The following is a 23,593-nucleotide window of genomic DNA, read 5'->3' as shown; positions in this document are numbered from 1 at the left end:
CGAATTTCCCGGGTTTGAGGCGCCCAGTGGGGCGATTGTGACATTTGAAGCGCGGATTCCGCCCCTGTTCCGCCGTGGTTTCGGCAGGGGTTTGTTCTGGGGGCACCCCTATTTTTTCGGGAATTCCCCGGCGGGCGTCGTCAGGCGTTCCGCCACGAGATCCCAGACCGTGTCCGCGAGCGCTTCCTTGGGGCCGTACGGAACCGGGGTCTCGCTGCCGTCCGCGCCGAGCACGACCGCCTCGTTCTCCTCGGAACCGAAGGTCTTGCGTTCGCCCACCTCGTTCACGACGAGCAGGTCACAGCCCTTGCGCTCCAGTTTGGCGCGGCCGTTGGCGAGCACGTCGTCCGTCTCGGCGGCGAATCCGACGACGATCTGGCCGGGACGCGGCCGCTCGCCCGCGATCTCGGCGAGGATGTCGGGGTTGCGGACCAGGGCGATGGGAGCCGGTTCCTGGCCGTCCTTCTTCTTGATCTTTCCTGCCGCGTACGTCTCGGGGCGGAAATCGGCCACGGCCGCCGCCATCACCACGGCGTCGGCATCCGCCGAGGCCTTCAGCATCGCCTCTCGGAGCTGGATCGCGGTGCCCACGGCAACGAGGTCGACGCCCGCGGGCTCCGGCAGCGCCGGGTTCGCCGACACGAGCGTGACGCGGGCGCCGCGCGCCGCCGCGCTGCGGGCCAGCGCGTACCCCTGCTTGCCGGAGGAGCGGTTGCCCAGGAAGCGGACCGGGTCGAGCGGCTCGCGCGTCCCGCCCGCGCTGACGACGACGTGCCGTCCCGCGAGGTCCTGCCCGAGGTCGCCGCGCGCCAGGACACGGCGTACGACCTCGAAGAGCTCCACCGGGTCGGGGAAGCGGCCCTTGCCCGTGTCCACGCCCGTGAGACGTCCGACGGCGGGCTCGACGACGAGGGCGCCGCGGCGGCGCAGCGTGGCGACGTTCTCCTGCGTGGCCGGGTGCTCCCACATCTCGGTGTGCATGGCGGGCGCGAAGATCACCGGACAGCGGGCGGTGAGGAGCGTGTTCGTCAGGAGGTCGTCGGCGAGACCGTGGGCCGCCTTGGCCATCATGTCGGCCGTGGCCGGGGCGACGATCACGACGTCGGCGGACTGGCCGATCCGGACGTGCGGCACGTCGTGGACGGAGTCCCACACCTCGGTCGAGACGGGGTTGCCGGACAGCGCCGACCAGGTGGCGGCGCCGACGAAGTGCAGCGCCGCGTCGGTCGGCACGACGCGTACGTCGTGGCCCGACTCGGTCAGCCGCCGCAGCAGCTCACAGGCCTTGTACGCGGCGATTCCGCCGCTGACCCCCAGAACGACCTTGGGCTTGCCCACCGTGCCTCCCCGCACTTTCGATCCCCGCACCGGGGACCGTACGACTCCATGACACACCACAGGCCCGGCAGTCGCGCTGCCGGGCCTGTGGTGAAGTTCTTCGCGAAAAGAACCGCAAGAAAAGAACTGCGACTACTGAGCCGGGCCCTCGATGGCCTCCGACGTCAGCAGACCCGCGTTGATTTCGCGGAGCGCGATGGAGAGCGGCTTCTCGTGGACGTGGGTGTCCACCAGCGGGCCGACGTACTCCAGCAGGCCCTCACCGAGCTGCGAGTAGTACGCGTTGATCTGGCGCGCGCGCTTGGCGGCGTAGATCACGAGGCTGTACTTCGAGTCGGTCGCTTCGAGGAGCTCATCAATCGGCGGGTTGATGATGCCCTCGGGCGCAGTGATGGAAGAGGACACTCTCTGCCTTCCGATGGGGATCGACCTTCGAATGGAAAGAGAAGATCAAACCGGGTTACTGAGGATGAAGAAGATCAAACAACTTTCATCAAGGCTAGCAGCTCACGCGCCACGTCCTCGACGGAGGTATTGACCAGGGTCGTGTCGAACTCGGCCTCCGCGGCCAGTTCGATCTTCGCCGCGCCGAGCCTGCGCTCGATCACCTCGGGCGCCTCGGTCCCCCGGCCGGTGAGCCTGCGGACCAGTTCCTCCCAGCTCGGCGGGGCGAGGAAGACCAGTTGCGCCTCGGACATCGACTCGCGGACCAGGCGTGCGCCCTGCAGATCGATCTCCAGGAGGACGGGCTCGCCCGCCTCCAGGCGCCGCAGGACGGCACCCCGGGGGGTGCCGTAGCGGTTGCCCGCGAACTCGGCCCACTCCAGGAGCTCGCCGTTGGCGATCAGCTTGTCCATCTCCTCGTCGGAGACGAAGAAGTAGTGGACACCGTCCTTCTCGCCGGGGCGCGGCTTCCTGGTGGTGGCCGAGACCGAGAGCCAGACCTCGGGGTGTTCTTTGCGCATATGAGCGACGACCGTGCTCTTGCCGACCCCTGAGGGGCCGGAGAGCACGGTCAGCCGCGGACGTACGTCCGGGGGCACGGGGGTCGTCCCCCGGGATGTTGCAGCCATGCAGCGATTATCCAGGTTCTCAGGAGTGCCTGAGAACGTCAGGCAGCGCCACCGCCGAACTCACGCTCCAAGGAGGCGATCTGGTTGGAGCCGAGACCGCGCACACGGCGGCTCTCGGAGATGCCAAGACGCTCCATGATCTGCTTGGCGCGGACCTTGCCCACGCCGGGCAGGGACTCCAGGAGAGCGGAGACCTTCATCTTGCCGATGACATCGTTCTCCTGGCCCTGCTTGATGACCTCGTGGAGCGAGGCACCGGAGTGCTTGAGTCGATTCTTGACCTCGGCCCGCTCCCGGCGAGCCGCGGCGGCCTTTTCGAGCGCGGCTGCGCGCTGTTCAGGGGTAAGGGGCGGAAGAGCCACGCCTACGTCACCTCGGATGTCGAACTGTCGGATACGGACCGGTGAGGAACCTAGTCGCCCCACACCTGGTGAGCAACGTGCAACGCGCTTGCCCGTTCGCTCTCGTCGGAGACTAGCGGGCATGGCCGCCGGAGTCAGCGAGAACAGACGAAAAGTCCTGGTCAGCCTCTGCCGAGGTGTGCATTTCGGGCATTTCACCCCGGATTTGGCCCGGTGAGTCATCAGCGGAACGTGGGGACGTGGCCGGACACGACCTTCGAAGACGGAAAAACACCCTCGGCGGACCCTCAGGCCGAGACGACGGCCTCACGGATCTCGTCCGCGAAGCGGCTCGCGGCGACGCGCAGGCCCGCCACGTCGGGACCGTGACGCAGGACACCCCGGCTCACGCTCGGCACGACGTTGCGCACGGCGTCCCCGAAGACCCCCTGCAGATCCGCCGGAGTGGCGCCCTGCGCCCCGATGCCGGGGGCGAGCAGCGGGCCGTTGATCGCGAGGTCGTACGAGGACAGGTCCCCGAGCGTGGCCCCGACGACGGCGCCGAAGGACCCCAGGGGCTCCGCACCGGCGTTGTCGGCCGCCAGGTGCCCGAGCATCGTCGCGCCGATCGTCCGGCCGTCCTCGCGCACCGCGTGCTGCACCTCGGCGCCCTCGGGGTTGGAGGTGAGGGCGAGGACGAAGAGCCCGGCGCCGTTCTCGCGGGCGAGGTCGACGGCCGGCTTCAGGGAGCCGTAGCCGAGGTAGGGCGAGACCGTGAGGGCGTCGCTGAAGAGCGGCGAGTCCTTGTGCAGGAAGGTCTCGGCGTACGCGGCCATCGTCGAGCCGATGTCGCCGCGCTTGGCGTCCATGACCACCAGGGCGCCGGCCGCGCGCAGCTCCCGGACCGCCTTCTCCAGTACGGCGATGCCGCGCGAGCCGAAGCGCTCGAAGAACGCGCTCTGCGGCTTGAAGACCGCCACCGTGCCGGCCAGCGCCTCGACGACGGTCCCGGTGAACCGCTCCAGGCCCGCGATGTCGTCGTTCAGGCCCCAGGCCGACAGCAGGGACGCGTGCGGGTCGATGCCGACACACAGGGGGCCACGCTCGTCCATGGCGTGGCGAAGGCGCGTACCGAAGGGTTCAAGAGCACTCATGCGGACTTCCTTGTGTCGGCGCCGACGGCCTCGGCGAGGGTGGCGTACGAGCTCGCCCGAAGGCGGGCGGCGAGCCCCTTGTGGATCGCGCGGCCCCAGAAGGGCCCCTCGTAGATGAACGCGCTGTAGCCCTGCACCAGGGTGGCGCCCGCGAGGATCCGCTGCCAGGCGTCCTCGGCGTTCTCGATGCCGCCGACGCCCACGAGCGTGATGCGGTCGCCCACGCGCGCGTAGAGGCGGCGCAGGACCTCCAGGGAGCGCTCCTTGAGGGGCGCGCCCGACAGACCGCCGGTCTCTCCGTAGAGCGAAGGTTCGGACTGCAAACCGAGGCCCTCGCGCGCGATGGTCGTGTTCGTGGCGATGATGCCGTCCAGGCCGAGCTCGACGGCCAGGTCGGCGACCGCGTCGACGTCCTCGTCCGCCAGGTCGGGGGCGATCTTCACGAGGAGCGGCACGCGCCGCCCGGAGACACTCCGGTCGGCCGCCTCGCGTACGGCGGTGAGCAGCGGCCGCAGCGACTCCGTGGCCTGGAGGTTGCGCAGGCCGGGGGTGTTCGGGGACGACACGTTGACCACGAGGTAGTCGGCGTGGGCGGCGAGCCGCTCGGTCGACTTCACGTAGTCGGCGGCGGCCTCCTCCTCGGGGACGACCTTGGTCTTGCCGATGTTGACGCCCACGACCGTCTTGAAGACGGCCTTGCGGGCGCCCAGACGCTCGGCCACGGCCGCCGAGCCCTCGTTGTTGAAGCCCATGCGGTTGATCAGCGCGCGGTCCTGCACGAGGCGGAAAAGACGCTTCTTGGGGTTGCCGGGCTGCGGCTCCCCCGTGACGGTGCCGATCTCGATGTGGTCGAAGCCCAGCATCGACATGCCGTCGATCGCGACGGCGTTCTTGTCGAAGCCCGCGGCGAGGCCGAAGGGGCCGTGCATCCGCAGGCCCAGGGCCTCGGTGCGCAGCTCCTTGTGGCGCGGCGCGAGCACGGCGGCGATGAACGTGCGCAGCACGGGGACGCGGGCCGCGAGCCGGATCCAGCGGAAGGCCGTGTAGTGGGCCTGCTCCGGGTCCATGCGCTTGAAGACGAGGTCGAAGAAGAATTTGTACATGTGGGTGTCCTCAGGGGTCCTCAGGTGTGCTCACCAGAAGGGGGACACCGGATCGGTGTCCCCCTGGTGGGCTGCTAGTCGCGGGCCGCGGTCAGATGCTCCGCGTGTTCCTGGAGTGAACGGACGCCCACGTCCCCGCCGTTGAGCGCGTCGATGCCCTGGACGGCCGCGGCGAGCGCCTGGACCGTCGTCAGGCACGGCACGGAGCGGGAGACGGCCGCCGTACGGATGTCGTAGCCGTCGAGGCGGCCACCGGTGCCGTACGGGGTGTTGACGATGAGGTCGACCGCGCCGTCGTGGATCAGCTGGACGATCGTCTTCTCGCCGTTCGGGCCCTCGCCCTCGCTCTGCTTGCGCACGATCGTGGCGTTGATGCCGTTGCGCTTGAGCACCTCGGCGGTGCCGGAGGTGGCGAGCAACTCGAAGCCGTGCGCGACCAGTTCGCGCGCCGGGAAGATCATCGAGCGCTTGTCCCGGTTGGCCACCGAGATGAAGGCGCGGCCCTTGGTCGGCAGCGGACCGTACGCGCCGGCCTGCGACTTGGCGTACGCCGTGCCGAACACCGTGTCGATGCCCATGACTTCGCCCGTGGAGCGCATCTCCGGGCCGAGGACGGTGTCGACGCCGCGCCCGTGGATGTCGCGGAAGCGGCTCCACGGCATGACGGCTTCCTTCACCGAGATCGGCGCGTCCATCGGCAGCGTGCCGCCGTCGCCGGTCGCCGGGAGCATGCCCTCGGCGCGCAGCTCGGCGACGGTCGCGCCGAGCGAGATGCGCGCGGCGGCCTTGGCCAGCGGCACCGCGGTCGCCTTCGAGGTGAAGGGAACGGTGCGCGAGGCGCGCGGGTTGGCCTCGAGGACGTAGAGGATGTCCCCCGCCATCGCGAACTGGATGTTGATGAGGCCGCGCACGCCGACGCCCTTGGCGATGCCCTCCGTGGAGGCGCGCAGGCGCTTGATGTCGTGGCCGCCGAGGGTGATCGGGGGCAGCGCGCACGCGGAGTCGCCGGAGTGGATGCCGGCTTCCTCGATGTGCTCCATGACGCCGCCGAGGTAGAGCTCGGTGCCGTCGTAGAGCGCGTCCACGTCGATCTCGATCGCGTCGTCGAGGAAGCGGTCGACGAGCACCGGCCGCGAGGGGCTGATCTCGGTCGACTCCTCGATGTACGCGGACAGGCGGGTCTCGTCGTACACGATCTCCATGCCGCGGCCGCCGAGCACGTACGACGGGCGCACGAGGACGGGGTAGCCGATCTCGTCGGCGATGGCCTTGGCCTCGGAGAAGGTGGTCGCGGTGCCGTGCTTGGGCGCCGGGAGACCGGCCTCGGCGAGCACACGGCCGAAGGCGCCGCGGTCCTCGGCGGCGTGGATGGCCTCGGGCGAGGTGCCCACGACCGGCACGCCGTTGTCCTTGAGGGCCTGCGCGAGGCCGAGCGGGGTCTGGCCGCCGAGCTGGACGATGACGCCCGCGATCGGCCCTGCCTGCGCTTCGACGTTGACGATCTCCAGGACGTCTTCGAGCGTGAGCGGCTCGAAGTACAGCCGGTCGGAGGTGTCGTAGTCCGTGGAGACGGTCTCGGGGTTGCAGTTGACCATCACGGTCTCGTAGCCCGCGTCGCTCAGCGCGAAGGAGGCGTGGACGCAGGAGTAGTCGAACTCGATGCCCTGGCCGATGCGGTTGGGGCCCGAGCCCAGGATGATGACCGCGGGCTTCTCGCGCTTGGCGACCTCGTTCTCCTCGTCGTACGAGGAGTAGAAGTACGGGGTCTTCGCGGCGAACTCGGCGGCGCAGGTGTCGACCGTCTTGTAGACCGGGCGGACACCGAGCGCGTGGCGCACCTCGCGGACGACGTCCTCGCGCAGGCCGCGGATCTCCGCGATCTGGTGGTCGGAGAAGCCGTGCCGCTTGGCCTCGGCGAGCAGGTCGGCGTCCAGGCGCTCGGCGGCGGCGAGCTCGTCCGCGATCTCCTTGATCAGGAACATCTGGTCGACGAACCACGGGTCGATCTTCGTGGACTCGAAGACCTCTTCGGGCGTTGCACCGGCGCGGATGGCCTGCATGACGGAGTTGATGCGCCCGTCGGTCGGCCGGACCGCCTCTTGGAGGAGCTGGGCCTTGTCGCCGGGCTCGCCCACGAAGGTGAACTGCGAGCCCTTCTTCTCCAGCGAGCGCAGCGCCTTCTGCAGGGCCTCGGTGAAGTTGCGGCCGATGGCCATGGCCTCGCCGACCGACTTCATGGTGGTCGTCAGGGTCGAGTCCGCCGAGGGGAACTTCTCGAAGGCGAAACGCGGCGCCTTGACCACCACGTAGTCGAGGGTCGGCTCGAAGGAGGCCGGGGTCTTCTCGGTGATGTCGTTCGGGATCTCGTCCAGCGTGTAGCCGACGGCCAGCTTCGCCGCGATCTTCGCGATCGGGAATCCGGTGGCCTTCGACGCGAGCGCCGACGACCGCGAGACACGCGGGTTCATCTCGATGACGATGACCCGGCCGTCCGTCGGGTCGATGGCGAACTGGATGTTGCAGCCGCCGGTGTCGACACCGACCTCGCGGATGATCGCGATGCCGACGTCACGCAGGGTCTGGTACTCGCGGTCGGTCAGCGTCATCGCCGGGGCGACGGTGATCGAGTCGCCGGTGTGCACGCCCATCGGGTCGAAGTTCTCGATGGAGCAGACGACCACGACGTTGTCGTTCTTGTCGCGCATCAGCTCCAGCTCGTACTCCTTCCAGCCGAGGATCGACTCCTCCAGGAGCACCTCGGTGGTCGGCGAGAGGGTGAGGCCCTGACCGGCGATGCGGCGCAGCTCCTCCTCGTCGTGCGCGAAGCCGGAACCGGCGCCGCCCATGGTGAAGGAGGGGCGCACGACGACGGGGTAGCCGCCGAGCTCGTCGACGCCCTTGAGGACGTCGTCCATGGAGTGGCAGATGTACGAGCGGGCGGACTCGCCGTGCCCGATCTTCTTGTTGACCTCGGCGACGACGCCCTTGAAGAGGTCGCGGTCCTCGCCCTTGTTGATCGCCTCGACGTTGGCACCGATGAGCTCGACGCCGTACTTCTCCAGGACGCCCTGCTCGTGCATGGAGATCGCGGTGTTGAGCGCGGTCTGGCCGCCGAGGGTGGGCAGGAGCGCGTCGGGGCGCTCCTTGGCGATGATCTTCTCGACGAACTCGGGGGTGATCGGCTCGACGTAGGTCGCGTCGGCGATCTCCGGGTCGGTCATGATCGTCGCCGGGTTCGAGTTCACCAGGATGACGCGCAGGCCCTCGGCCTTGAGCACGCGGCACGCCTGGGTGCCGGAGTAGTCGAACTCCGCTGCCTGGCCGATGACGATCGGACCGGAGCCGATGACCAGGACGGACTGGATATCGGTGCGCTTAGGCACGCTGGGCTCCTTCTGCGGTCATCAAGGATACGAAGCGGTCGAAGAGGTACGCGGCGTCGTGCGGGCCGGCGGCGGCTTCGGGGTGGTACTGGACGCTGAACGCGGGCTGGTCGAGGAGCTGGAGCCCCTCCACCACCTGGTCGTTGAGGCACACGTGGGAGACCTCGGCGCGGCCGTAGGGCGTGTCGGAGACCTTGTCCAGCGGCGCGTCGACGGCGAAGCCGTGGTTGTGCGCGGTGACCTCGACCTTGCCGGTCGTACGGTCCTGCACGGGCTGGTTGATGCCCCGGTGGCCGTACTTCAGCTTGTACGTGCCGAAGCCGAGCGCCCGGCCGAGGATCTGGTTGCCGAAGCAGATGCCGAAGAGCGGGGTCTTGCGCTCCAGGACGCCCTTGACCACGGTCAGGTCGACGGTGGAGGGGTCACCGGGGCCGTTCGACAGGAAGAAGCCGTCGGGGTTGACCGCGTACACGTCCTCCAGCGTCGCGGTGGCGGGCAGCACGTGCACCTCGATGCCGCGCTCGGCCATGCGGTGCGGGGTCATGCCCTTGATGCCGAGGTCCAGCGCGGCCACGGTGAACTTCTTCTCACCGATTGCGGGGACGACGTACGACTCGGTGGTGGCGACCTCGGCGGAGAGGCTGGCGCCCACCATCTGGGGGGCCTCCTTGACGCGGGCGAGCAGTGCCGCGTCGTCCGCGACCGCCTCGCCGGAGAAGATGCCGACGCGCATGGCGCCGCTCTCGCGCAGGTGGCGGGTGAGGGCGCGGGTGTCGATGCCGGAGATGCCGACGACGCCCTGGTTGGCGAGCTGCTCGTCCAGCGAGCGCTTGGAGCGCCAGTTGGACGGCACGCGCGCGGGGTCGCGCACGACGTAGCCGGAGACCCAGATGCGGCCGGACTCGTCGTCCTCGTCGTTCACGCCCGTGTTGCCGACGTGCGGGGCCGTCATGACGACGACCTGGCGGTGGTACGAGGGGTCGGTGAGGGTCTCCTGGTAGCCGGTCATGCCGGTGGAGAACACCGCTTCGCCGAAGGTCTCCCCCACGGCCCCGTAGGCACGGCCGCGGAAGATGCGGCCGTCCTCCAGGACGAGTACGGCGGGAGTCTTGTGGGCTCCCCTGGTGGAGGTCGTCATCGTGCGGTGCCTTCCGTAGTGCTGGTCTTGATCATGTTGTTGATTGCCTCGACCCACTCGGCCTGCTCGGCCGCGTGGTCCGAGCGGAAGCCCGAATCGATCAGCTTCTCGCCGTGCTCCCAGGTGACGATCAGCAGACCGCCCTCCGCGAGGACCTTTCCGGCGATGCCCTTGTCGAGGCGGGCCTCGCGCAGCTGTGCGGCCGGGACGAAGAAGTCGGCCGCGCCGGGGCGTACGACGTCCAGGCCCGCGTCGGTGAGCGTGAGCTCGACGCGGCTGCGGGTGCCCAGGCCATGCGCCACGATGCGGTCGAGCCACTGCCCTGCCGTGGTCGAGCCGTGGTAGCGGCCGCTCAGCTCAAGTCTGGCCGGACCCGGCTCGGACGGCGCGGCAGGGAGCTCCGGCAGGTCGCCCTGGAGCGTGCCGCGCCACTTCCAGCCCTCGCGCATCAGCCAGTAGACGAGCGCGATGAAGAGCAGAAGGCCGACGACCCAGCCCGCACGGGCGGCCCAGTCGGTCACGTCCGCCGATTTCTTCTCGGCGGCCAGTTGCAGAAGAGTTGTCACGCGAGCTTCCCGTCGACGACCGTGGCGCGGCCCCGCAGCCACGTGTGCGTCACGCGACCGGGCAGCTCACGGCCCTCGTAGGGGGTGTTGCCGCTGCGCGAGCTGAAGCCCGCCGGGTCCACGACACCACGGTAAGCCGGATCGAGAAGCGTGAGGTTCGCGGGCTCACCTGCCGAGACGGGGCGTCCGTGGCCCTTCGCACGGCCGATCTCGGCGGGCTTGACGGACATCCGGTCGGCGACCGCGGCCCAGGTGAGCAGGCCCGTCTCGACCATCGTCTGCTGTACGACGGAGAGCGCGGTCTCCAGGCCCACCATGCCCATGGCGGCCGCGGCCCACTCGCAGTCCTTGTCCTCGTGCGGGTGCGGGGCGTGGTCGGTGGCGACGATGTCGATCGTGCCGTCGGCCAGGGCCTCGCGCAGCGCCATGACGTCGCGCTCGGTGCGCAGCGGGGGGTTGACCTTGTACACCGGGTTGTACGAGCGGACCATCTCGTCGGTCAGGAGCAGGTGGTGCGGGGTGACCTCGGCGGTGACGTCGATGCCGCGCGACTTCGCCCAGCGGACGATCTCGACCGAACCGGCGGTCGAGAGGTGGCAGATGTGCACCCGCGAGCCCACGTGCTCGGCGAGCAGCACGTCACGCGCGATGATCGACTCCTCGGCGACGGCGGGCCAGCCGCCGAGGCCCAGCTCGGCGGAGACGACGCCCTCGTTCATCTGGGCGCCCTCGGTGAGCCGCGGCTCCTGCGCGTGCTGGGCGACGACGCCGCCGAACGCCTTCACGTACTCCAGGGCGCGGCGCATGATCACGGCGTCGTCGACGCACTTGCCGTCGTCGGAGAAGACGGTGACACCGGCCGCGGACTCGTGCATGGCGCCGAGCTCGGCGAGCTTCTTGCCCTCGAGGCCGACGGTGACGGCGCCGATCGGCTGCACGTCGGCGTACCCGCCCTCCTGGCCGAGGCGGTAGACCTGCTCGACGACGCCGGCGGTGTCCGCGACGGGGAAGGTGTTGGCCATGGCGAACACGGCGGTGTAGCCACCGGAGGCGGCGGCCTGCGTGCCGGTCAGGACGGTCTCGGAGTCCTCGCGGCCGGGCTCGCGCAGGTGGGTGTGCAGGTCGACGAGGCCGGGCAGCAGGATCTGGCCCTCGGCCTCGACGACGGTCATGTCGTCGCTCGCCTCGATGCCGGTCCCCACTTCGAGGATCGTCTCGCCGTCGATCAGGACGTCCTGGGCGTCGCCGCCGAGCACCTTCGCACCACGGATCAGGGTCTTGCTCATGTCTTACTTCTCCTCTGAGGCGGTGGGGCGCGTGTGGGTGACGGCGGGTTCGTTCCCGCCCAGGAGCAGGTAAAGGACGGCCATCCGGGTGTGCACACCGTTGGCGACCTGCTCGATGACCGTGCAGCGGTCGGAGTCGGCGACCTCGGCGGTGATCTCCATGCCGCGGACCATCGGGCCGGGGTGCATCACGATGGCGTGCTCGGGCATCTTCGCCATGCGCTGGCCGTCGAGGCCGTAGCGACGCGAGTACTCGCGCTCGGTCGGGAAGAACGCCGCGTTCATGCGCTCGCGCTGCACGCGCAGCATCATCACGGCGTCGGACTTCGGCAGGACCCGGTCCAGGTCGTACGACACGTCGCAGGGCCAGTTGTCCACGCCGACCGGGACGAGCGTGGGCGGGGCGACCAGGGTCACCTCGGCGCCCAGGGTGTGCAGCAGGTCGACGTTCGAGCGCGCGACCCGGCTGTGCAGGACGTCGCCGACGAGCGTGATGCGCTTGCCGTTCAGGTCCTTGCCGAGGCCCGCGTCCTTGCCGACGAGGCGGCGCCGCATGGTGAAGGCGTCGAGCAGCGCCTGCGTGGGGTGCTGGTGGGTGCCGTCGCCCGCGTTGATCACCGGGGCGTCGATCCAGCCGGAGGTGGCGAGCCGGTAGGGGGCGCCGGACGCGCCGTGCCGGATGACGACGGCGTCGACGCCCATCGCCTCCAGGGTCTGCGCGGTGTCCTTGAGGGACTCGCCCTTGGAGACGCTGGAGCCCTTGGCGGCGAAGTTGATGACGTCGGCGGAGAGGCGCTTCTCGGCGGCCTCGAAGGAGATCCGGGTCCGCGTCGAGTCCTCGAAGAACAGATTGCAGATCGTGCGGCCGCGCAGGGCGGGAAGCTTCTTGATCGGCCGGTCGGCGACCCGGGCCATCTCCTCGGCGGTGTCGAGGATGAGAACGGCGTCGTCGCGGGTGAGGTCGGCGGCCGAGATGAGGTGTCGCATCATCTGGGTTTACTCCGTCATGTGGAGGTGTGCGGGCATGCGGGCGCGCAGGGCTGTGCCCCGGGGTCCGCAGGAGGACCGGTCCTACGCGGAAGCGGGCTTGGCACCGAGCAGCACGGCGTCGCGGCCGTCCTCCTCGGCGAGCTGGACCTTGACCGTCTCCCGCAGCGACGTGGGGAGGTTCTTGCCGACGTAATCGGCACGGATCGGGAGTTCGCGGTGGCCGCGGTCGACGAGGACGGCGAGCTGCACCGCGCGCGGGCGCCCGATGTCGTTCAGACCGTCGAGGGCGGCGCGGATGGTGCGACCGGAGAAGAGCACGTCGTCCACGAGGACGACGAGGCGGCCGTCGATGCCGTCACCGGGAATCTCGGTGCGGGCCAGTGCGCGCGGCGGATGCATGCGCAGATCGTCGCGGTACATCGTGATGTCGAGTGAGCCAACCGGGATCGTGCGTCCGGTGATTTCTTCGAGCTTCTCGGCGAGGCGCCGGGCGAGGAAGACGCCGCGGGTGGGAATGCCGAGCAGCACCACGTCTTCGGCGCCTTTGGCGCGCTCGACGATCTCGTGCGCGATACGGGTCAACACCCGTGCGATGTCCGGGCCTTCGAGCACGGGCCGCGCGACATCGGGGTCGTTCGTGTTGTTCGAGTCCATATGAAACGGACCTCCTTCTCCGCCTCACGGGACGGACCTTAAAGGACGTCGAAATTGCGCCATCCACGGTACCAGCACCGGTAACGTCCCCGGTCACGACCCCCCTCGGAAGTGCCGGTACGGACCATTCGGCTTGACGCACCCAAGTAACGCTGCGTAACCTCACAGTGAGTTACCGTTCTTCGTCCGGGGAGCTATATGTCCAGCGAATACGCCAAACAGCTCGGGGCCAAGCTCCGCGCCATCCGTACCCAGCAGGGCCTTTCCCTCCACGGTGTCGAGGAAAAGTCCCAGGGACGCTGGAAGGCGGTCGTGGTCGGTTCGTACGAACGCGGCGACCGCGCCGTGACCGTACAGCGCCTTGCCGAGCTGGCGGACTTCTACGGCGTCCCGGTCCAGGAGCTGCTGCCCGGCACCGCTCCCGGCGGCGCGGCCGAGCCGCCGCCCAAGCTCGTTCTCGACCTTGAGCGCCTCGCGCACGTCCCGCAGGAGAAGGCGGGCCCCCTTCAGCGGTACGCCGCCACGATCCAGTCGCAGCGCGGTGACTACAACGGCAAGGTGCTCTCGATCCGCCAGGACGACCTGCGCACCCTCGCCGTGATCTATGACCAGTCGCCCTCGGTTCTCACCGAGCAGCTGATCAGCTGGGGCGTCCTGGACGCGGACGCGCGCCGCGCCGTCGCTCACGACGACGTCTGATCCCTCAAGGGACACTTGAGCAGAAACGTACCGCCGGGGTGGCCGGAACCGATCGGGTTCCGGCCACCCCGGCATTTTACGTGGGCCTCTGGGCCCTCCGAACGCCACGGCGGCCCCAGGAGCCCCAGGTGCCCCAGGAGAGCCCCACGACACGCCAGAGGGCCCGCAGCGGTGTGCTGCGGGCCCTCTGAGCGGCGTCTGACCTTTGGCTACGCCTCGTCGCGGCGCAGACTCGGCTTCAGGTCCTTGAAACGGCCGAGCAGGCCGTTCACGAAGGACGGCGAATCGTCCGTGGAGAACTCCTTGGCGAGCTGCACGGACTCGTCGAGCACCACGGCGTCGGGCGTCGCGTCGACCCAGATCAGCTCGTAGGCGCCGAGCCGCAGGATGTTGCGGTCCACGACCGGCATCCTGTCCAGGGTCCACCCGACGGCGTACTGCGAGATCAGCTCGTCGATGTGGCGCGCGTGGTCCGCGTACCCCTCGACCAGTTCCATCGTGAACTCGCTGACCGGCGGCTGTCGGGTGTCGGCCCGCGAGTGGCGCACCCAGTCCGCGAGGACCGTCACAACATCCGCGTTACGTTGGTCGGCCTCGAAGAGGATCTGGAAGGCGCGCTTGCGGGCCGTATTACGAGCAGCCACGGTTAGCTGTTCACCCGGCCGAGGTAGCCACTGTCACGGGTGTCGACCTTGATCTTCTCGCCGGTGGTGATGAAGAGCGGCACCTGGATCTGGTGGCCGGTCTCCAGCGTCGCGGGCTTGGTGCCACCGGTGGAGCGGTCGCCCTGGACACCGGGCTCGGTCTCCTGGATGACCAGCTCGACGGCGGCCGGCAGCTCGACGAAGAGGACTTCGCCCTCGTGCTGCGCGACGGAAGCCGTGAAGCCCTCGATCAGGAAGTTGGCGGCGTCACCGACGGACTTGCGGTCGACGTGCAGCTGGTCGTACGTCTCCATGTCCATGAAGACGAAGTAGTCGCCGTCCATGTAGGAGAACTGCATGTCGCGCTTGTCGATCGTCGCCGTGTCGACCTTGACGCCGGCGTTGAAGGTCTTGTCGACCACCTTGCCCGACATCACGTTCTTGAGCTTGGTGCGCACAAAGGCAGGGCCCTTGCCGGGCTTGACGTGCTGGAACTCGACGACGGACCAGAGCTGGCCCCCGTCGAGCTTGAGCACCAGGCCGTTCTTGAGGTCGTTCGTGGAAGCCACGGTTGCGGAATCTCCTGGACTGACGTGGACGACCCCGGCGCACGCGCACAGCTCGAAAAGCTAGAGCGCGAGCAGCTCCTTGGTCGTGATGGTGAGTAGCTCGGGTCCGCCGTCCGCCTCGGGGCGCACGACGAGCGTGTCATCGATCCGGACACCACCCCGTCCCGGGAGGTGAACCCCCGGTTCGACGGTGACCGGCACGCAGGCGTCCAGTTTACCCATGGCCGCGGGCGCCAACTGCGGGTCCTCGTCGATTTCGAGCCCCAGCCCATGTCCCATCAACGGAGCGAGACCATCCGCATACCCGGCGGAGTCCAGTACATGGCGTGCGGCGCGGTCGATGTCGCGGTAGGCGGCGCCCGGTGTGAGAGCCTCCCTGCCCGCCCGCTGAGCGGCGAATACGAGGTCGTACAACTCGATCTGCCAGTCCGCGGGAGACGTACCGATGACGAACGTACGCCCGATCTCACAACGATAGCCGCGATAGCTGGCCCCCAGGCACACCGAGAGGAAATCCCCCTCCTCCACCCGCCGGTCCGACGGACGGTGACCGCCCCGGCCCGCGTTCGGACCGGTGGCGACGGAGGTCGGGAAGGCGGGCCCGTCGGCGCCGTGATCGACGAGGCGGCGCTCCAGCTCCAGGGCGAGATGGCGTTCCGTGCGCCCCACGAGAATCGATTCGAGCAGCTCACCGAGCGCCTGGTCGGCGATCTCGGACCCGATCCGCAGGCAGGAGATCTCCTCCTCGTCCTTGACCAGCCGCAGCTGCTCGACCGCTCCCCCGAGGTCCGTGAGACGCAGCCGCGGTGCCACGGACACCAGCGCGCGATGCCGGGCGACCGTGAGGTCGTGCTCCTCGACGGCGAGGGAGTCCGCGCCCTGGCCGGCCGCGACATCGGCCGCCGCGACGGCGGGGTCGCCACCGGTCGCGTCGAGCAGCTGGACGCGCAGCGCCTCGTCGGGTCGCCCCTCGCCCCGCTCGTCGGCGGGCGGCCCTGAACACAGCAGCAGATCCTCGCTGCTGCCCAGCAGGAGCACGGCACCCTGTGGCGCCGCCCCCGCGAGATACCGCACGTTGGCGGGGCGGGACACCAGCGCCGACGCGCTGCCGCCCGCGGCACAACGCTCCCTCAGCCGCTCACGGCGGGCCGCGTACACCTCAGACATGGGACGAGCCTATGAGCGGTGACGCGGGACGGCCGGTCGAGCGCGTCCGACCGAGCGGCTACCACTGCGGCGGGCTCGCGATGGAGCGGGCGAGAACGTCGTCAAGGACCCGGGCCGTGGCGGGCACGTCCAGCTGGGAGTTGTCGATGATGGGCAGGCCCGAGCCGTACCAGCCGGCCATGCGACCGTGGATGCGGGCCACTTCCTCGTCCGTCAGGCGACGGTTGCCGCTGCGCTCGGCATTGCGCTCCAGGACGATCTCCAGGCCGGGCAGCAGGACCACCGGGAGCAGACCGGGGCCCACGTGACGCTTCCAGCCGCCGAGGCCGACGACCGGGCGGTCGGGGAAGACCGCGTCGTCGAGGATGCAGGAGATGCCGTTGGCCAGGAAGTTCCGGGCGGCGAAACCGCAGGTGCGGCGGGCCAGGCGGTACTGCGCCTCGGAGTGGTCGTTCCAGCCCGACTGGGGGTCCGCGAAACCCGAGCGCACCCATTCGCGTACGTCGTCCAGGCTGATGTGGGCGGTCGGCACCCTGCGGTGCTCCGCCCAGTACTTGGCGACGCTCGTCTTGCCCGCACCCGCGGGGCCGATCAGGAGGACGGCCAGTGTGGTGCCGCCGGTGTCCGCCTGGGCCGTGCCGGGCGGCGGGCTCGGCATGGCTACGGGGCCACCCGGCGGGAGCTGGATGTGGCCCGTGGTGTCCGGGGCCGGGGGCACGGGGGCGCCCGGGATGTGGTGGTGCTGCGGGGCACCGGGCGCCACGTGCTGCGGCGTCGGGGCGTGCGGGTGCGGGGCCGGTCCCTGCGGATGAGGGGCCGTGCCCTGCGGGTGCGGTGCGCCGGCGAATCCCGGCGCGGGAGGCGGTGGGCAGCCCGGCGCTCCACCCGGCGGCGGACCGCTCGGGTGATGTGCGGCCGGGGACCAGCCGGTGGCCGGTCCGTGCCCCGGCTGATGGGGCGGCGGCAGCGGAGACCCCACTGCGTGCTGCATCCGGTGCCACTCCGTCTCGTGCGACTGACGCTGGTCGGGCGGCGGCCGGGGCCACCCGTTACCGAACGGTACCGTCCCCGGCCGACGTTGTGTGAACGGCCGGGGAGGCCGCAGGGTGCCCGTGGCTTGTTCTGGCGTGCCGATTCCGCGCTTCTCGGGCGCTAGTTGGCCACTTCGCCGTATGCGGCGAGCAGCACCGCGGGGTCGGGGCCCTCCAGGACGGTCGGCTTGCCGAGGCCGTCGAGGACGATGAACCGCAGCAGGTCACCGCGGGACTTCTTGTCTACCTTCATGGTCTCCAGGAGCTTGGGCCACTGGTCGTAGCGGTAGCTCAGGGGCAGGCCGACCGACTCCAGGACGGCGCGGTGCCGGTCGGCGGTCGCGTCGTCGAGGCGTCCCGCGAGGCGGCCGAGTTCGGCCGCGAAGGCCATGCCCACGGAGACGGCCGCGCCGTGCCGCCACTTGTAGCGCTCGTTCTTCTCGATGGCGTGGGCGAGGGTGTGGCCGTAGTTGAGGATCTCGCGCAGGCCCGACTCCTTGAGGTCACCGGAGACGACCTCGGCCTTGACCTTGATGGAGCGCTCGATGAGCTCGGCGGTGTGCCGCCCCTGCGGGCTGCGCGCGGCCTCGGGGTCCTCCTCGATCAGTTCGAGGATCACCGGGTCGGCGATGAATCCGGCCTTGATGATCTCCGCGAGGCCCGAGACGAAGTCGTTGACCGGCAGCGAGTCGAGCGCGGCCAGGTCGCACAGCACGCCCGTCGGCGGGTGGAAGGAGCCGACCAGGTTCTTGCCCTCGGCGGTGTTGATGCCGGTCTTGCCGCCGACCGCGGCGTCGACCATGCCGAGCACGGTGGTCGGTACGGCGATCCAGCGGACCCCGCGCAGCCAGGTGGCGGCCACGAATCCGGCGAGGTCCGTGGTGGCTCCGCCGCCGACACCGATGATGATGTCGCTGCGGGTGAAGCCGGACTGTCCGAGAGCCTTCCAGCAGTACGCGGCGACCTCGGCGGTCTTGGCCTCCTCGGCGTTCGGCACCTGGATGGCGACGACCTCGAAGCCCTGCCCCGCCAGGTCCTCGCGCAGCGCGTCGCCGGTCTCGGCGAGCGCCTCCGGGTGGATGATCGCGACGCGCTTGGTCCGCTCGCCGATCAGGCCGGGCAGCTCACCGAGGAGCTGACGCCCGACGAGCACCTCGTACGGCTCGGTGCCCGCGGTGCCGCCGACCTGGATACGGGTGGGCGTCTGCCCCGACGTCTCAGCCATCTCCGTCATGCTTCCTTCAACTCCAGTGCGTCGAGGACCGCTTGGGCTACCTCTTCGGGGGTGCGGTCGTCGGTGGCGACGACGGCGCGGGCGACTTCGGCGTACAAGTGGCGGCGGGCGTCCATCAGTTCGCGCCACTGCTTGCGCGGGTTGACCGCGAGCAGCGGGCGCGCGACGTTCAGGCCGGTGCGCTTGACCGCCTCCTCGACGTCCATCGACAGATAGACGACGGGGAGCGGTGCGAGGAGCGCGCGGGTCGACTCGTCGAGGATCGAGCCCCCGCCGAGCGCGAGGACACCCTCGTGCTCGGCGAGCGCCGCACGCACGGCCTGTCGCTCCAGGTCGCGGAAGTGCGGTTCGCCCTCGTCCACGAAGATCTCCGCGATCTCCCTGCCCTGGGCGGCCACGATGTCGGCGTCGGTGTCGCGGTAGACGGTGCCGAGGCGCTCGGCGAGCAGTGCACCCACCGTCGACTTGCCCACGCCCATCGGCCCGACCAGAACGATCTGCGGGCCGGTCACCGGATCTGGAGGTTGTCGAGGTACGACCGCACGTTGCGGCGGGTCTCGGGCACGCTGTCGCCGCCGAACTTCTCGGCAACGGCATCGGCCAGGGTCAGCGCGACCATCGCCTCGGCGACGATGCCCGCGGCCGGGACCGCGCACACATCCGAGCGCTGGTGGTGCGCCTTGGTGGCCTCGCCGGTGGCGACGTCGACGGTGGCGAGCGCGCGCGGCACGGTCGCGATGGGCTTCATCGCGGCACGTACGCGCAGCAGTTCACCGGTGGTCAGGCCGCCCTCGGTGCCGCCGGAGCGGCCGGAGGTGCGCCGGATGCCGTCGTCGGTGGAGACGATCTCGTCGTGCGCCTTGGAGCCCGGCACCCGCGCCAGGTCGAAGCCGTCGCCGACCTCGACGCCCTTGATGGCCTGGATGCCCATGAGCGCGGCGGCGAGCCGCGCGTCGAGCCGCCGGTCCCAGTGCACGTGCGAGCCGAGCCCGACGGGGACGTCGTAGGCGAGGACCTCCACCACACCACCGAGGGTGTCGCCGTCCTTGTGGGCCTGGTCGATCTCCGCGACCATCGCCTTGCTCGCGTCCGCGTCGAGGCAGCGCACCGGGTCGGCGTCGAGCTTCTCGACATCGGCGGGGGTCGGGTAGACGCCGTACGGAGCCTTGGCGCTCGCCAGCTCGGTCACATGGCTGACGATCTCGATCCCGGCCGTCTCCTTGAGGTACGAGCGGGCGACCGCGCCGAGCGCGACGCGGGCCGCGGTCTCGCGTGCGGAGGCGCGCTCCAGGATCGGCCGGGCCTCGTCGAATCCGTACTTCTGCATGCCGGCGAGGTCGGCGTGGCCGGGCCGGGGGCGGGTCAGCGGGGCGTTGCGGGCCAGGTCGGCGAGGATCTCGGGGTCGACCGGGTCGGCCGCCATGACCTGCTCCCACTTGGGCCACTCGGTGTTGCCCACCATGATCGCGACCGGCGAGCCCATGGTCAGGCCGTGCCGGACGCCGCCCAGGAAGGTGACCTCGTCGCGCTCGAATTTCATGCGCGCACCGCGCCCATAGCCGAGGCGCCGCCGGGCCAGGTGGTCCGCCACCATCTCCGTGGTGATCGGCACGCCGGCGGGAAGACCCTCCAGCGTCGCGACAAGTGCGGGTCCGTGGGACTCTCCCGCGGTCAGCCAACGCAACCTGCTCAACGGTGCTCCTCATGCTCGCGCCTGGAACTGCGTGGCGCGACCGGGTGCGCGGCCCTGGCCCGCCAACCCCGATCCTCCCACGTCGGGACGGCGGGCCCGGCCCCTGGTCCACCAGCCGGACGGCTGAGCTCAGCCGTCGGCATCGGCGACGGCTGCCCTGCGCGCGGTGCTCGCCCTCGTGCGCCTGACCGCCCAGACGGTGATGACCGTGGTCAGGACGAGCCCGAGGATCGTCAACTGCAGCCACCCCGGCAGGAACCGGAGCAGCAGACACCGGACCAGCAGCTCGAGCAGGTCCCCTTTGCCCGAGGCCAGGGTCACCCCGCTCACGGCCGCGGACGCGACAGCTTCCATGGACGACGCACTCCCCCGATCCGTGCGGAACGGAGTGGATCTTAACGCCCTTCGAGCGCGTGTTCCCCTGCCTTGCGCATCGGGGCGAGCGGCGCCGGCGAGCGTCCGGTCATCTGCTCGACCTGCAGCACCGCCTGGTGCACGAGCAGGTCGAGCCCGCTGACCACGGCCCCGCCGTACATCGACCAGCGGGCCGCCAGCACGGTGGGCCACGGGTCGTACAGGACGTCGAAGAGGGTGGTGGGCCGCTCGGGCACCGCGGCCGAGAGCACGTCGGTCGTGCCCGCGGGCGTCGTGGCGATCACCAGCGGCGCGCTCAGTGCACGCTCGGCGTCCGCCCAGTCGGCCGTGCGCACCTCCACCTCTAGGCGCTCGCCCCACTGCCGCATCTCGGCGGCTCGCGCCTCGCTGCGTACGTACGCGACGACCTCGCCCGTGCAGACCCGCGCGAGCGCGGCGAGCGCGGACGACGCGGTGGCGCCCGCGCCGAGGATCGCGGCCGACTCCACCTGCTCGATGCCGTGTTCCCGCAGGGCGGCGACCATGCCGGGGACGTCGGTGTTGTCGCCGACGCGACGGCCGTCGTCCGTGAAGACGACGGTGTTGACCGCCTCGACGGAGGCGGCGGTCTCGCTGATCTCGTCGAGCAGCGGGATCACCGCGCGCTTGAGCGGCATCGTCAGCGAAAGCCCGGCCCACTCGGGGCCGAGCCCGTCGAGGAAGCCGGGCAGCGCGGCCTCGTCGACGTCGAACAGGTCATACGTCCAGTCGGCCAGGCCCAGCTCCCCGTATGCGGCGCGGTGCAGCACCGGGGAGAGGGAATGGGCGATGGGGGAGCCGAGAACCGCGGCTCGGCGCTTGGTGCTCATCAGCCGGAGTTCTTCTTCTGTTCCTCGAGGTACTTCTGACGGTTGATCTCATGCTGCTTGTTCGTCTCGGCGAACAGCGTCGTGTCCGCGTTGATGGAGACGAAGTAGTACCAATTCCCCTTGGCCGGGTCGAGGGCCGATTTGAGCGCCTCGTCGCCGGGGTTGCCGATCGGCCCGGGGGGCAAGCCCTTGATCTTGTACGTGTTGTACGGGTCGTTGAACTTGCGCAGATCGTCGACCGTTCCGGTTTCCAGGGTGCTTTCGGCCTTGGCGTAATTCACCGTGGAGTCGAAGTCGAGAAGTCCGTACGTCTCCGTGTTGCCCGGCTTGAGGCGGTTGTAGACGACCGTCGCGACCTTGTCGAAGTCGTGCTTGTACTTGCCTTCCGCCTGGACCAGGCTCGCCACCGTGAGGACCTGGAGCGGGTCCTTCAGGTTCAGCTCGGCGGCCTTCCCCTTGAGGCCCAACTCGTCGTACTTCTGGCTGGCTTGGGCCACCATCTTCTTGAGGACGTCCGCGGGCTTCTGCCCCTTGGCGACCGCGTAGCTGGACGGGTAGAGGAACCCTTCCAGCGGGTCCTTGATGTCCTTGTTGGTGTTCGCCCAGTCCGGAAGTCCGAGGGACTTCCATTCCTTCTTGGCGACGCCCTCGGTGGTGCCCTTGTCGAGTTCGAGGCGCGTGTCGATCTGCTTGTAGACCCACGAGTTCCGCTTGCCCTCGGGAATGATGAGGTTATTGCGGCTCTTCGGGCTGAGCATCAGTTCGACCGCACTCTTGGCCGACATTTCCTTCTTCAGGACATAGACACCGTCCTGAATGGTATCGCCCTTGGAATTCTGCGCCTGCGCGGAGACGAAGGCGTCCACGCTCTTGACGACCCCGGCCTCTTTCAGTTTCTGGCCGATCACATAGCCGCCGGCACCCTTCGGAATGTCGACGGTCGCGACGCCGGTGCCCTCGCCCGCGTAATCCGGCGACGTACCGAATCGGTCCTGGTAGAACTGGTAGCCGAAGTAGCCGACCCCGCCGAGGCCACCGGCGAAGACCAGCGTCACAACCAGGCAGGCGCAGCCGTTGCGGCGCTTCTTCGGTTTCTTGCCGCCCCGGCCGCCCTTGCGGTCCCCACGGCCGCCGCGGCGCCCCGGCGGCTCGTCGTCGTACTCGTCCTCGTCGTCATCGCCGCCCGAGAAGAAGGCGTGCTCGCCCTGGTCCGGGCCCGGGTCCCAGTCCTGCTCCGGCTCGGGTTCGGGGCGGCGGCGGGACGGCGGCTCCGGCGGAGGGTACGCGTCCGGAGTGCTGTAGTAGTCCGCGCTCTCCGCGCCGTAGCCGCCGGGCTGATGGCCGTAGGGGTCCGCGGGGTCGGCGGCGTAGGGGACCTGACCGTGCTGGCCGGTGTCGTAGCCGCCGCTGTACTGCTGCTGCTCGGGGCCGCCGTTGTACTGCTGCTGGCCGGCGGGCCCGCCGTACTGCTGCTGTCCGTAGGCCTGCTGCTGGCCCGTGCTCCAGTCGTCGTACTGCGCCTGGTGGGGCTGCTGCGCATGCTGCTGCGGCTGCTGGGCATGCTGCTGAGGGTGGTACTGCCCCTGGCCGCCGTAGGTGGACTGGCCGCCCGAAGGCTGCTGTCCTCCCCATCCGCCGTCCCCGTACAACGGGTCCTCGGGATGCCACGGTTCGGAGCCTGGACCCCGGCCATACTCAGTCATCGATCCCCTACAAGCCGCGAGGCGGGGCCGCCGTCCGAGTATTCGGGCAACCGTTCCGCCTCTTGATGCTGTGCGGCAGCTGTTCGAACACCGCCGCATCGCGCGGAACGTTACCGTATCGCGATCAGATGACCACTTCGACGCCCTCGCCCGGAGCTTTACCTGACGCCCGTTCGGACTCCAGTGCCTGCTGGAGGATGATGACGGCCGCCGCCTGATCGATGACAGACCTGCCCTTTTTGGACTTCACGCCCGAGGCGCGCAGGCCCTGACTGGCCGTCACTGTGGTCATCCTCTCGTCCACGAGCCTCACCGAAATGGGGGCGACCATGCGGGCGAGGTCCTGAACGAACGCCCGGACCTTGGCGGCCGCCGGGCCCTCGCCCCCGTTGAGGGAGCGAGGGAGACCGACGACGATCTCGATCGGTTCGTACTCCTCGACGAGCTGCTTCAACCGGCGCTGGGCGGCCGGGACATCACGTCCCGGCACCGTCTCCACCGGTGTGGCGAGGATCCCGTCGGGGTCGCACGAGGCGACCCCGATCCTGGCGTCACCGACGTCGATGGCCAGACGCCGGCCCCTGCGCATGCCTCCCGCGGAGTC

Annotated in this window: 24 protein-coding genes; 1 reads left to right on the top strand and 23 read right to left on the bottom strand. The window is 69.8% G+C overall.

Going from position 1 to position 23,593, the window contains the following annotated elements:
* Window positions 1-108: 108 nt before the first annotated feature.
* The 12 genes from coaBC to pyrR form a co-directional block, all read right to left on the bottom strand.
* On the bottom strand, window positions 109-1,338 hold the full coding sequence (gene coaBC / locus ACWD02_RS24105) for a bifunctional phosphopantothenoylcysteine decarboxylase/phosphopantothenate--cysteine ligase CoaBC (RefSeq protein WP_451214375.1): 1,230 nt from the start codon (window positions 1,336-1,338) through the stop codon (window positions 109-111).
* 132 nt (window positions 1,339-1,470) lie between these two features.
* Entirely contained in the window at window positions 1,471-1,743 is a 273-nt protein-coding gene (rpoZ, locus tag ACWD02_RS24100) for a DNA-directed RNA polymerase subunit omega (RefSeq protein WP_005319902.1), read from the bottom strand.
* A gap of 74 nt (window positions 1,744-1,817) precedes the next feature.
* Window positions 1,818-2,411, bottom strand: a complete 594-nt coding sequence (gmk, locus tag ACWD02_RS24095; protein WP_451214374.1) for a guanylate kinase — start codon at window positions 2,409-2,411, stop codon at window positions 1,818-1,820.
* Between the two features lie 38 nt (window positions 2,412-2,449).
* Window positions 2,450-2,773, bottom strand: a complete 324-nt coding sequence (locus tag ACWD02_RS24090; protein ID WP_005319887.1) for an integration host factor — start codon at window positions 2,771-2,773, stop codon at window positions 2,450-2,452.
* 287 nt (window positions 2,774-3,060) lie between these two features.
* Entirely contained in the window at window positions 3,061-3,906 is an 846-nt protein-coding gene (gene pyrF / locus ACWD02_RS24085) for an orotidine-5'-phosphate decarboxylase (RefSeq protein ID WP_451214372.1), read from the bottom strand.
* Entirely contained in the window at window positions 3,903-5,009 is a 1,107-nt protein-coding gene (locus ACWD02_RS24080) for a quinone-dependent dihydroorotate dehydrogenase (RefSeq protein WP_451214370.1), read from the bottom strand. The genes pyrF and ACWD02_RS24080 overlap by 4 nt, the downstream gene beginning before the upstream one ends.
* A gap of 74 nt (window positions 5,010-5,083) precedes the next feature.
* Complete coding sequence (gene carB / locus ACWD02_RS24075; protein ID WP_451214367.1) at window positions 5,084-8,392, bottom strand: carbamoyl-phosphate synthase large subunit; 3,309 nt, start codon at window positions 8,390-8,392, stop codon at window positions 5,084-5,086.
* Window positions 8,385-9,530 carry a glutamine-hydrolyzing carbamoyl-phosphate synthase small subunit gene (gene carA / locus ACWD02_RS24070; protein WP_451214364.1) on the bottom strand — a complete coding sequence of 382 codons (1,146 nt, stop codon included), beginning with the start codon at window positions 9,528-9,530 and terminating at the stop codon, window positions 8,385-8,387. The genes carB and carA overlap by 8 nt, the downstream gene beginning before the upstream one ends.
* Window positions 9,527-10,096 (bottom strand): PH-like domain-containing protein, encoded by a 570-nt coding sequence (locus ACWD02_RS24065; protein ID WP_451214361.1) that lies wholly within the window; start codon window positions 10,094-10,096, stop codon window positions 9,527-9,529. The genes carA and ACWD02_RS24065 overlap by 4 nt, the downstream gene beginning before the upstream one ends.
* On the bottom strand, window positions 10,093-11,382 hold the full coding sequence (locus ACWD02_RS24060) for a dihydroorotase (protein ID WP_451214359.1): 1,290 nt from the start codon (window positions 11,380-11,382) through the stop codon (window positions 10,093-10,095). Before ACWD02_RS24060 ends, ACWD02_RS24065 begins: the two co-directional genes overlap by 4 nt.
* A gap of 3 nt (window positions 11,383-11,385) precedes the next feature.
* Window positions 11,386-12,372: an aspartate carbamoyltransferase catalytic subunit gene (locus tag ACWD02_RS24055; RefSeq protein ID WP_451214356.1), complete on the bottom strand. Its 987-nt coding sequence runs from the start codon at window positions 12,370-12,372 to the stop codon at window positions 11,386-11,388.
* A gap of 81 nt (window positions 12,373-12,453) precedes the next feature.
* Window positions 12,454-13,026: a bifunctional pyr operon transcriptional regulator/uracil phosphoribosyltransferase PyrR gene (gene pyrR / locus ACWD02_RS24050; protein ID WP_451214353.1), complete on the bottom strand. Its 573-nt coding sequence runs from the start codon at window positions 13,024-13,026 to the stop codon at window positions 12,454-12,456.
* Window positions 13,027-13,224: 198 nt separating this feature from the next.
* Here pyrR and bldD point away from each other — a divergent pair, with 198 nt between their 5' ends.
* Window positions 13,225-13,725: a transcriptional regulator BldD gene (gene bldD / locus ACWD02_RS24045; protein ID WP_249591133.1), complete on the top strand. Its 501-nt coding sequence runs from the start codon at window positions 13,225-13,227 to the stop codon at window positions 13,723-13,725.
* 209 nt (window positions 13,726-13,934) lie between these two features.
* Here the strand turns inward: bldD and nusB are convergent, their stop codons facing one another.
* The 11 genes from nusB to ruvX all read right to left on the bottom strand — a co-directional run bounded on the left by nusB (window position 13,935) and on the right by ruvX (window position 23,578).
* Window positions 13,935-14,369 carry a transcription antitermination factor NusB gene (gene nusB / locus ACWD02_RS24040; RefSeq protein WP_451214350.1) on the bottom strand — a complete coding sequence of 145 codons (435 nt, stop codon included), beginning with the start codon at window positions 14,367-14,369 and terminating at the stop codon, window positions 13,935-13,937.
* Window positions 14,370-14,371: 2 nt separating this feature from the next.
* Window positions 14,372-14,938 (bottom strand): elongation factor P, encoded by a 567-nt coding sequence (gene efp / locus ACWD02_RS24035; protein ID WP_344521662.1) that lies wholly within the window; start codon window positions 14,936-14,938, stop codon window positions 14,372-14,374.
* A gap of 60 nt (window positions 14,939-14,998) precedes the next feature.
* A complete protein-coding gene (locus ACWD02_RS24030) occupies window positions 14,999-16,105 on the bottom strand; it encodes a M24 family metallopeptidase (protein WP_451214347.1) in 1,107 nt (368 codons plus the stop codon).
* Between the two features lie 58 nt (window positions 16,106-16,163).
* Window positions 16,164-17,096 (bottom strand): Pro-rich N-terminal domain-containing protein, encoded by a 933-nt coding sequence (locus tag ACWD02_RS24025; RefSeq protein ID WP_451214344.1) that lies wholly within the window; start codon window positions 17,094-17,096, stop codon window positions 16,164-16,166.
* Between the two features lie 161 nt (window positions 17,097-17,257).
* Window positions 17,258-18,370 (bottom strand): 3-dehydroquinate synthase, encoded by a 1,113-nt coding sequence (gene aroB / locus ACWD02_RS24020; RefSeq protein ID WP_451214341.1) that lies wholly within the window; start codon window positions 18,368-18,370, stop codon window positions 17,258-17,260.
* Window positions 18,367-18,882 (bottom strand): shikimate kinase, encoded by a 516-nt coding sequence (locus tag ACWD02_RS24015; RefSeq protein WP_451214338.1) that lies wholly within the window; start codon window positions 18,880-18,882, stop codon window positions 18,367-18,369. The genes aroB and ACWD02_RS24015 overlap by 4 nt, the downstream gene beginning before the upstream one ends.
* Window positions 18,879-20,063: a chorismate synthase gene (aroC, locus tag ACWD02_RS24010; RefSeq protein ID WP_451214335.1), complete on the bottom strand. Its 1,185-nt coding sequence runs from the start codon at window positions 20,061-20,063 to the stop codon at window positions 18,879-18,881. The genes ACWD02_RS24015 and aroC overlap by 4 nt, the downstream gene beginning before the upstream one ends.
* A 129-nt stretch (window positions 20,064-20,192) precedes the next feature.
* Window positions 20,193-20,417 (bottom strand): hypothetical protein, encoded by a 225-nt coding sequence (locus ACWD02_RS24005; protein ID WP_451214332.1) that lies wholly within the window; start codon window positions 20,415-20,417, stop codon window positions 20,193-20,195.
* A 41-nt stretch (window positions 20,418-20,458) separates the two neighbouring features.
* A complete protein-coding gene (locus ACWD02_RS24000) occupies window positions 20,459-21,286 on the bottom strand; it encodes a shikimate dehydrogenase (RefSeq protein ID WP_451214329.1) in 828 nt (275 codons plus the stop codon).
* Complete coding sequence (gene mltG, locus ACWD02_RS23995; protein ID WP_451214327.1) at window positions 21,286-22,989, bottom strand: endolytic transglycosylase MltG; 1,704 nt, start codon at window positions 22,987-22,989, stop codon at window positions 21,286-21,288. The genes ACWD02_RS24000 and mltG overlap by 1 nt, the downstream gene beginning before the upstream one ends.
* A 124-nt stretch (window positions 22,990-23,113) precedes the next feature.
* Window positions 23,114-23,578: a Holliday junction resolvase RuvX gene (gene ruvX / locus ACWD02_RS23990; protein WP_451214588.1), complete on the bottom strand. Its 465-nt coding sequence runs from the start codon at window positions 23,576-23,578 to the stop codon at window positions 23,114-23,116.
* Window positions 23,579-23,593: the final 15 nt, after the last annotated feature.

The organism is Streptomyces sp. NPDC002853, from assembly GCF_053591915.1.
The sequence above is the reverse complement of the archived record's forward strand: the minus strand, read 5'-3'. Positions and strand labels throughout refer to the sequence as shown.

What these genes read in the sequence shown, in the direction of transcription:
- pyrF (WP_451214372.1), bottom strand. Translation starts at nt 3,906, where the DNA reads ATGAGTGCTCTTGAACCCTTCGGTACGCGCCTTCGCCACGCCATGGAC.
- ACWD02_RS24005 (WP_451214332.1), bottom strand. Translation starts at nt 20,417, where the DNA reads ATGGAAGCTGTCGCGTCCGCGGCCGTGAGCGGGGTGACCCTGGCCTCG.
- bldD (WP_249591133.1), top strand. Translation starts at nt 13,225, where the DNA reads ATGTCCAGCGAATACGCCAAACAGCTCGGGGCCAAGCTCCGCGCCATC.
- carA (WP_451214364.1), bottom strand. Translation starts at nt 9,530, where the DNA reads ATGACGACCTCCACCAGGGGAGCCCACAAGACTCCCGCCGTACTCGTC.
- ruvX (WP_451214588.1), bottom strand. Translation starts at nt 23,578, where the DNA reads ATGCGCAGGGGCCGGCGTCTGGCCATCGACGTCGGTGACGCCAGGATC.
- ACWD02_RS24060 (WP_451214359.1), bottom strand. Translation starts at nt 11,382, where the DNA reads ATGAGCAAGACCCTGATCCGTGGTGCGAAGGTGCTCGGCGGCGACGCC.
- gmk (WP_451214374.1), bottom strand. Translation starts at nt 2,411, where the DNA reads ATGGCTGCAACATCCCGGGGGACGACCCCCGTGCCCCCGGACGTACGT.
- ACWD02_RS24080 (WP_451214370.1), bottom strand. Translation starts at nt 5,009, where the DNA reads ATGTACAAATTCTTCTTCGACCTCGTCTTCAAGCGCATGGACCCGGAG.
- pyrR (WP_451214353.1), bottom strand. Translation starts at nt 13,026, where the DNA reads ATGGACTCGAACAACACGAACGACCCCGATGTCGCGCGGCCCGTGCTC.
- ACWD02_RS24030 (WP_451214347.1), bottom strand. Translation starts at nt 16,105, where the DNA reads ATGTCTGAGGTGTACGCGGCCCGCCGTGAGCGGCTGAGGGAGCGTTGT.
- ACWD02_RS24000 (WP_451214329.1), bottom strand. Translation starts at nt 21,286, where the DNA reads ATGAGCACCAAGCGCCGAGCCGCGGTTCTCGGCTCCCCCATCGCCCAT.
- aroB (WP_451214341.1), bottom strand. Translation starts at nt 18,370, where the DNA reads ATGACGGAGATGGCTGAGACGTCGGGGCAGACGCCCACCCGTATCCAG.
- ACWD02_RS24025 (WP_451214344.1), bottom strand. Translation starts at nt 17,096, where the DNA reads ATGCAGCACGCAGTGGGGTCTCCGCTGCCGCCGCCCCATCAGCCGGGG.
- mltG (WP_451214327.1), bottom strand. Translation starts at nt 22,989, where the DNA reads ATGACTGAGTATGGCCGGGGTCCAGGCTCCGAACCGTGGCATCCCGAG.
- ACWD02_RS24055 (WP_451214356.1), bottom strand. Translation starts at nt 12,372, where the DNA reads ATGATGCGACACCTCATCTCGGCCGCCGACCTCACCCGCGACGACGCC.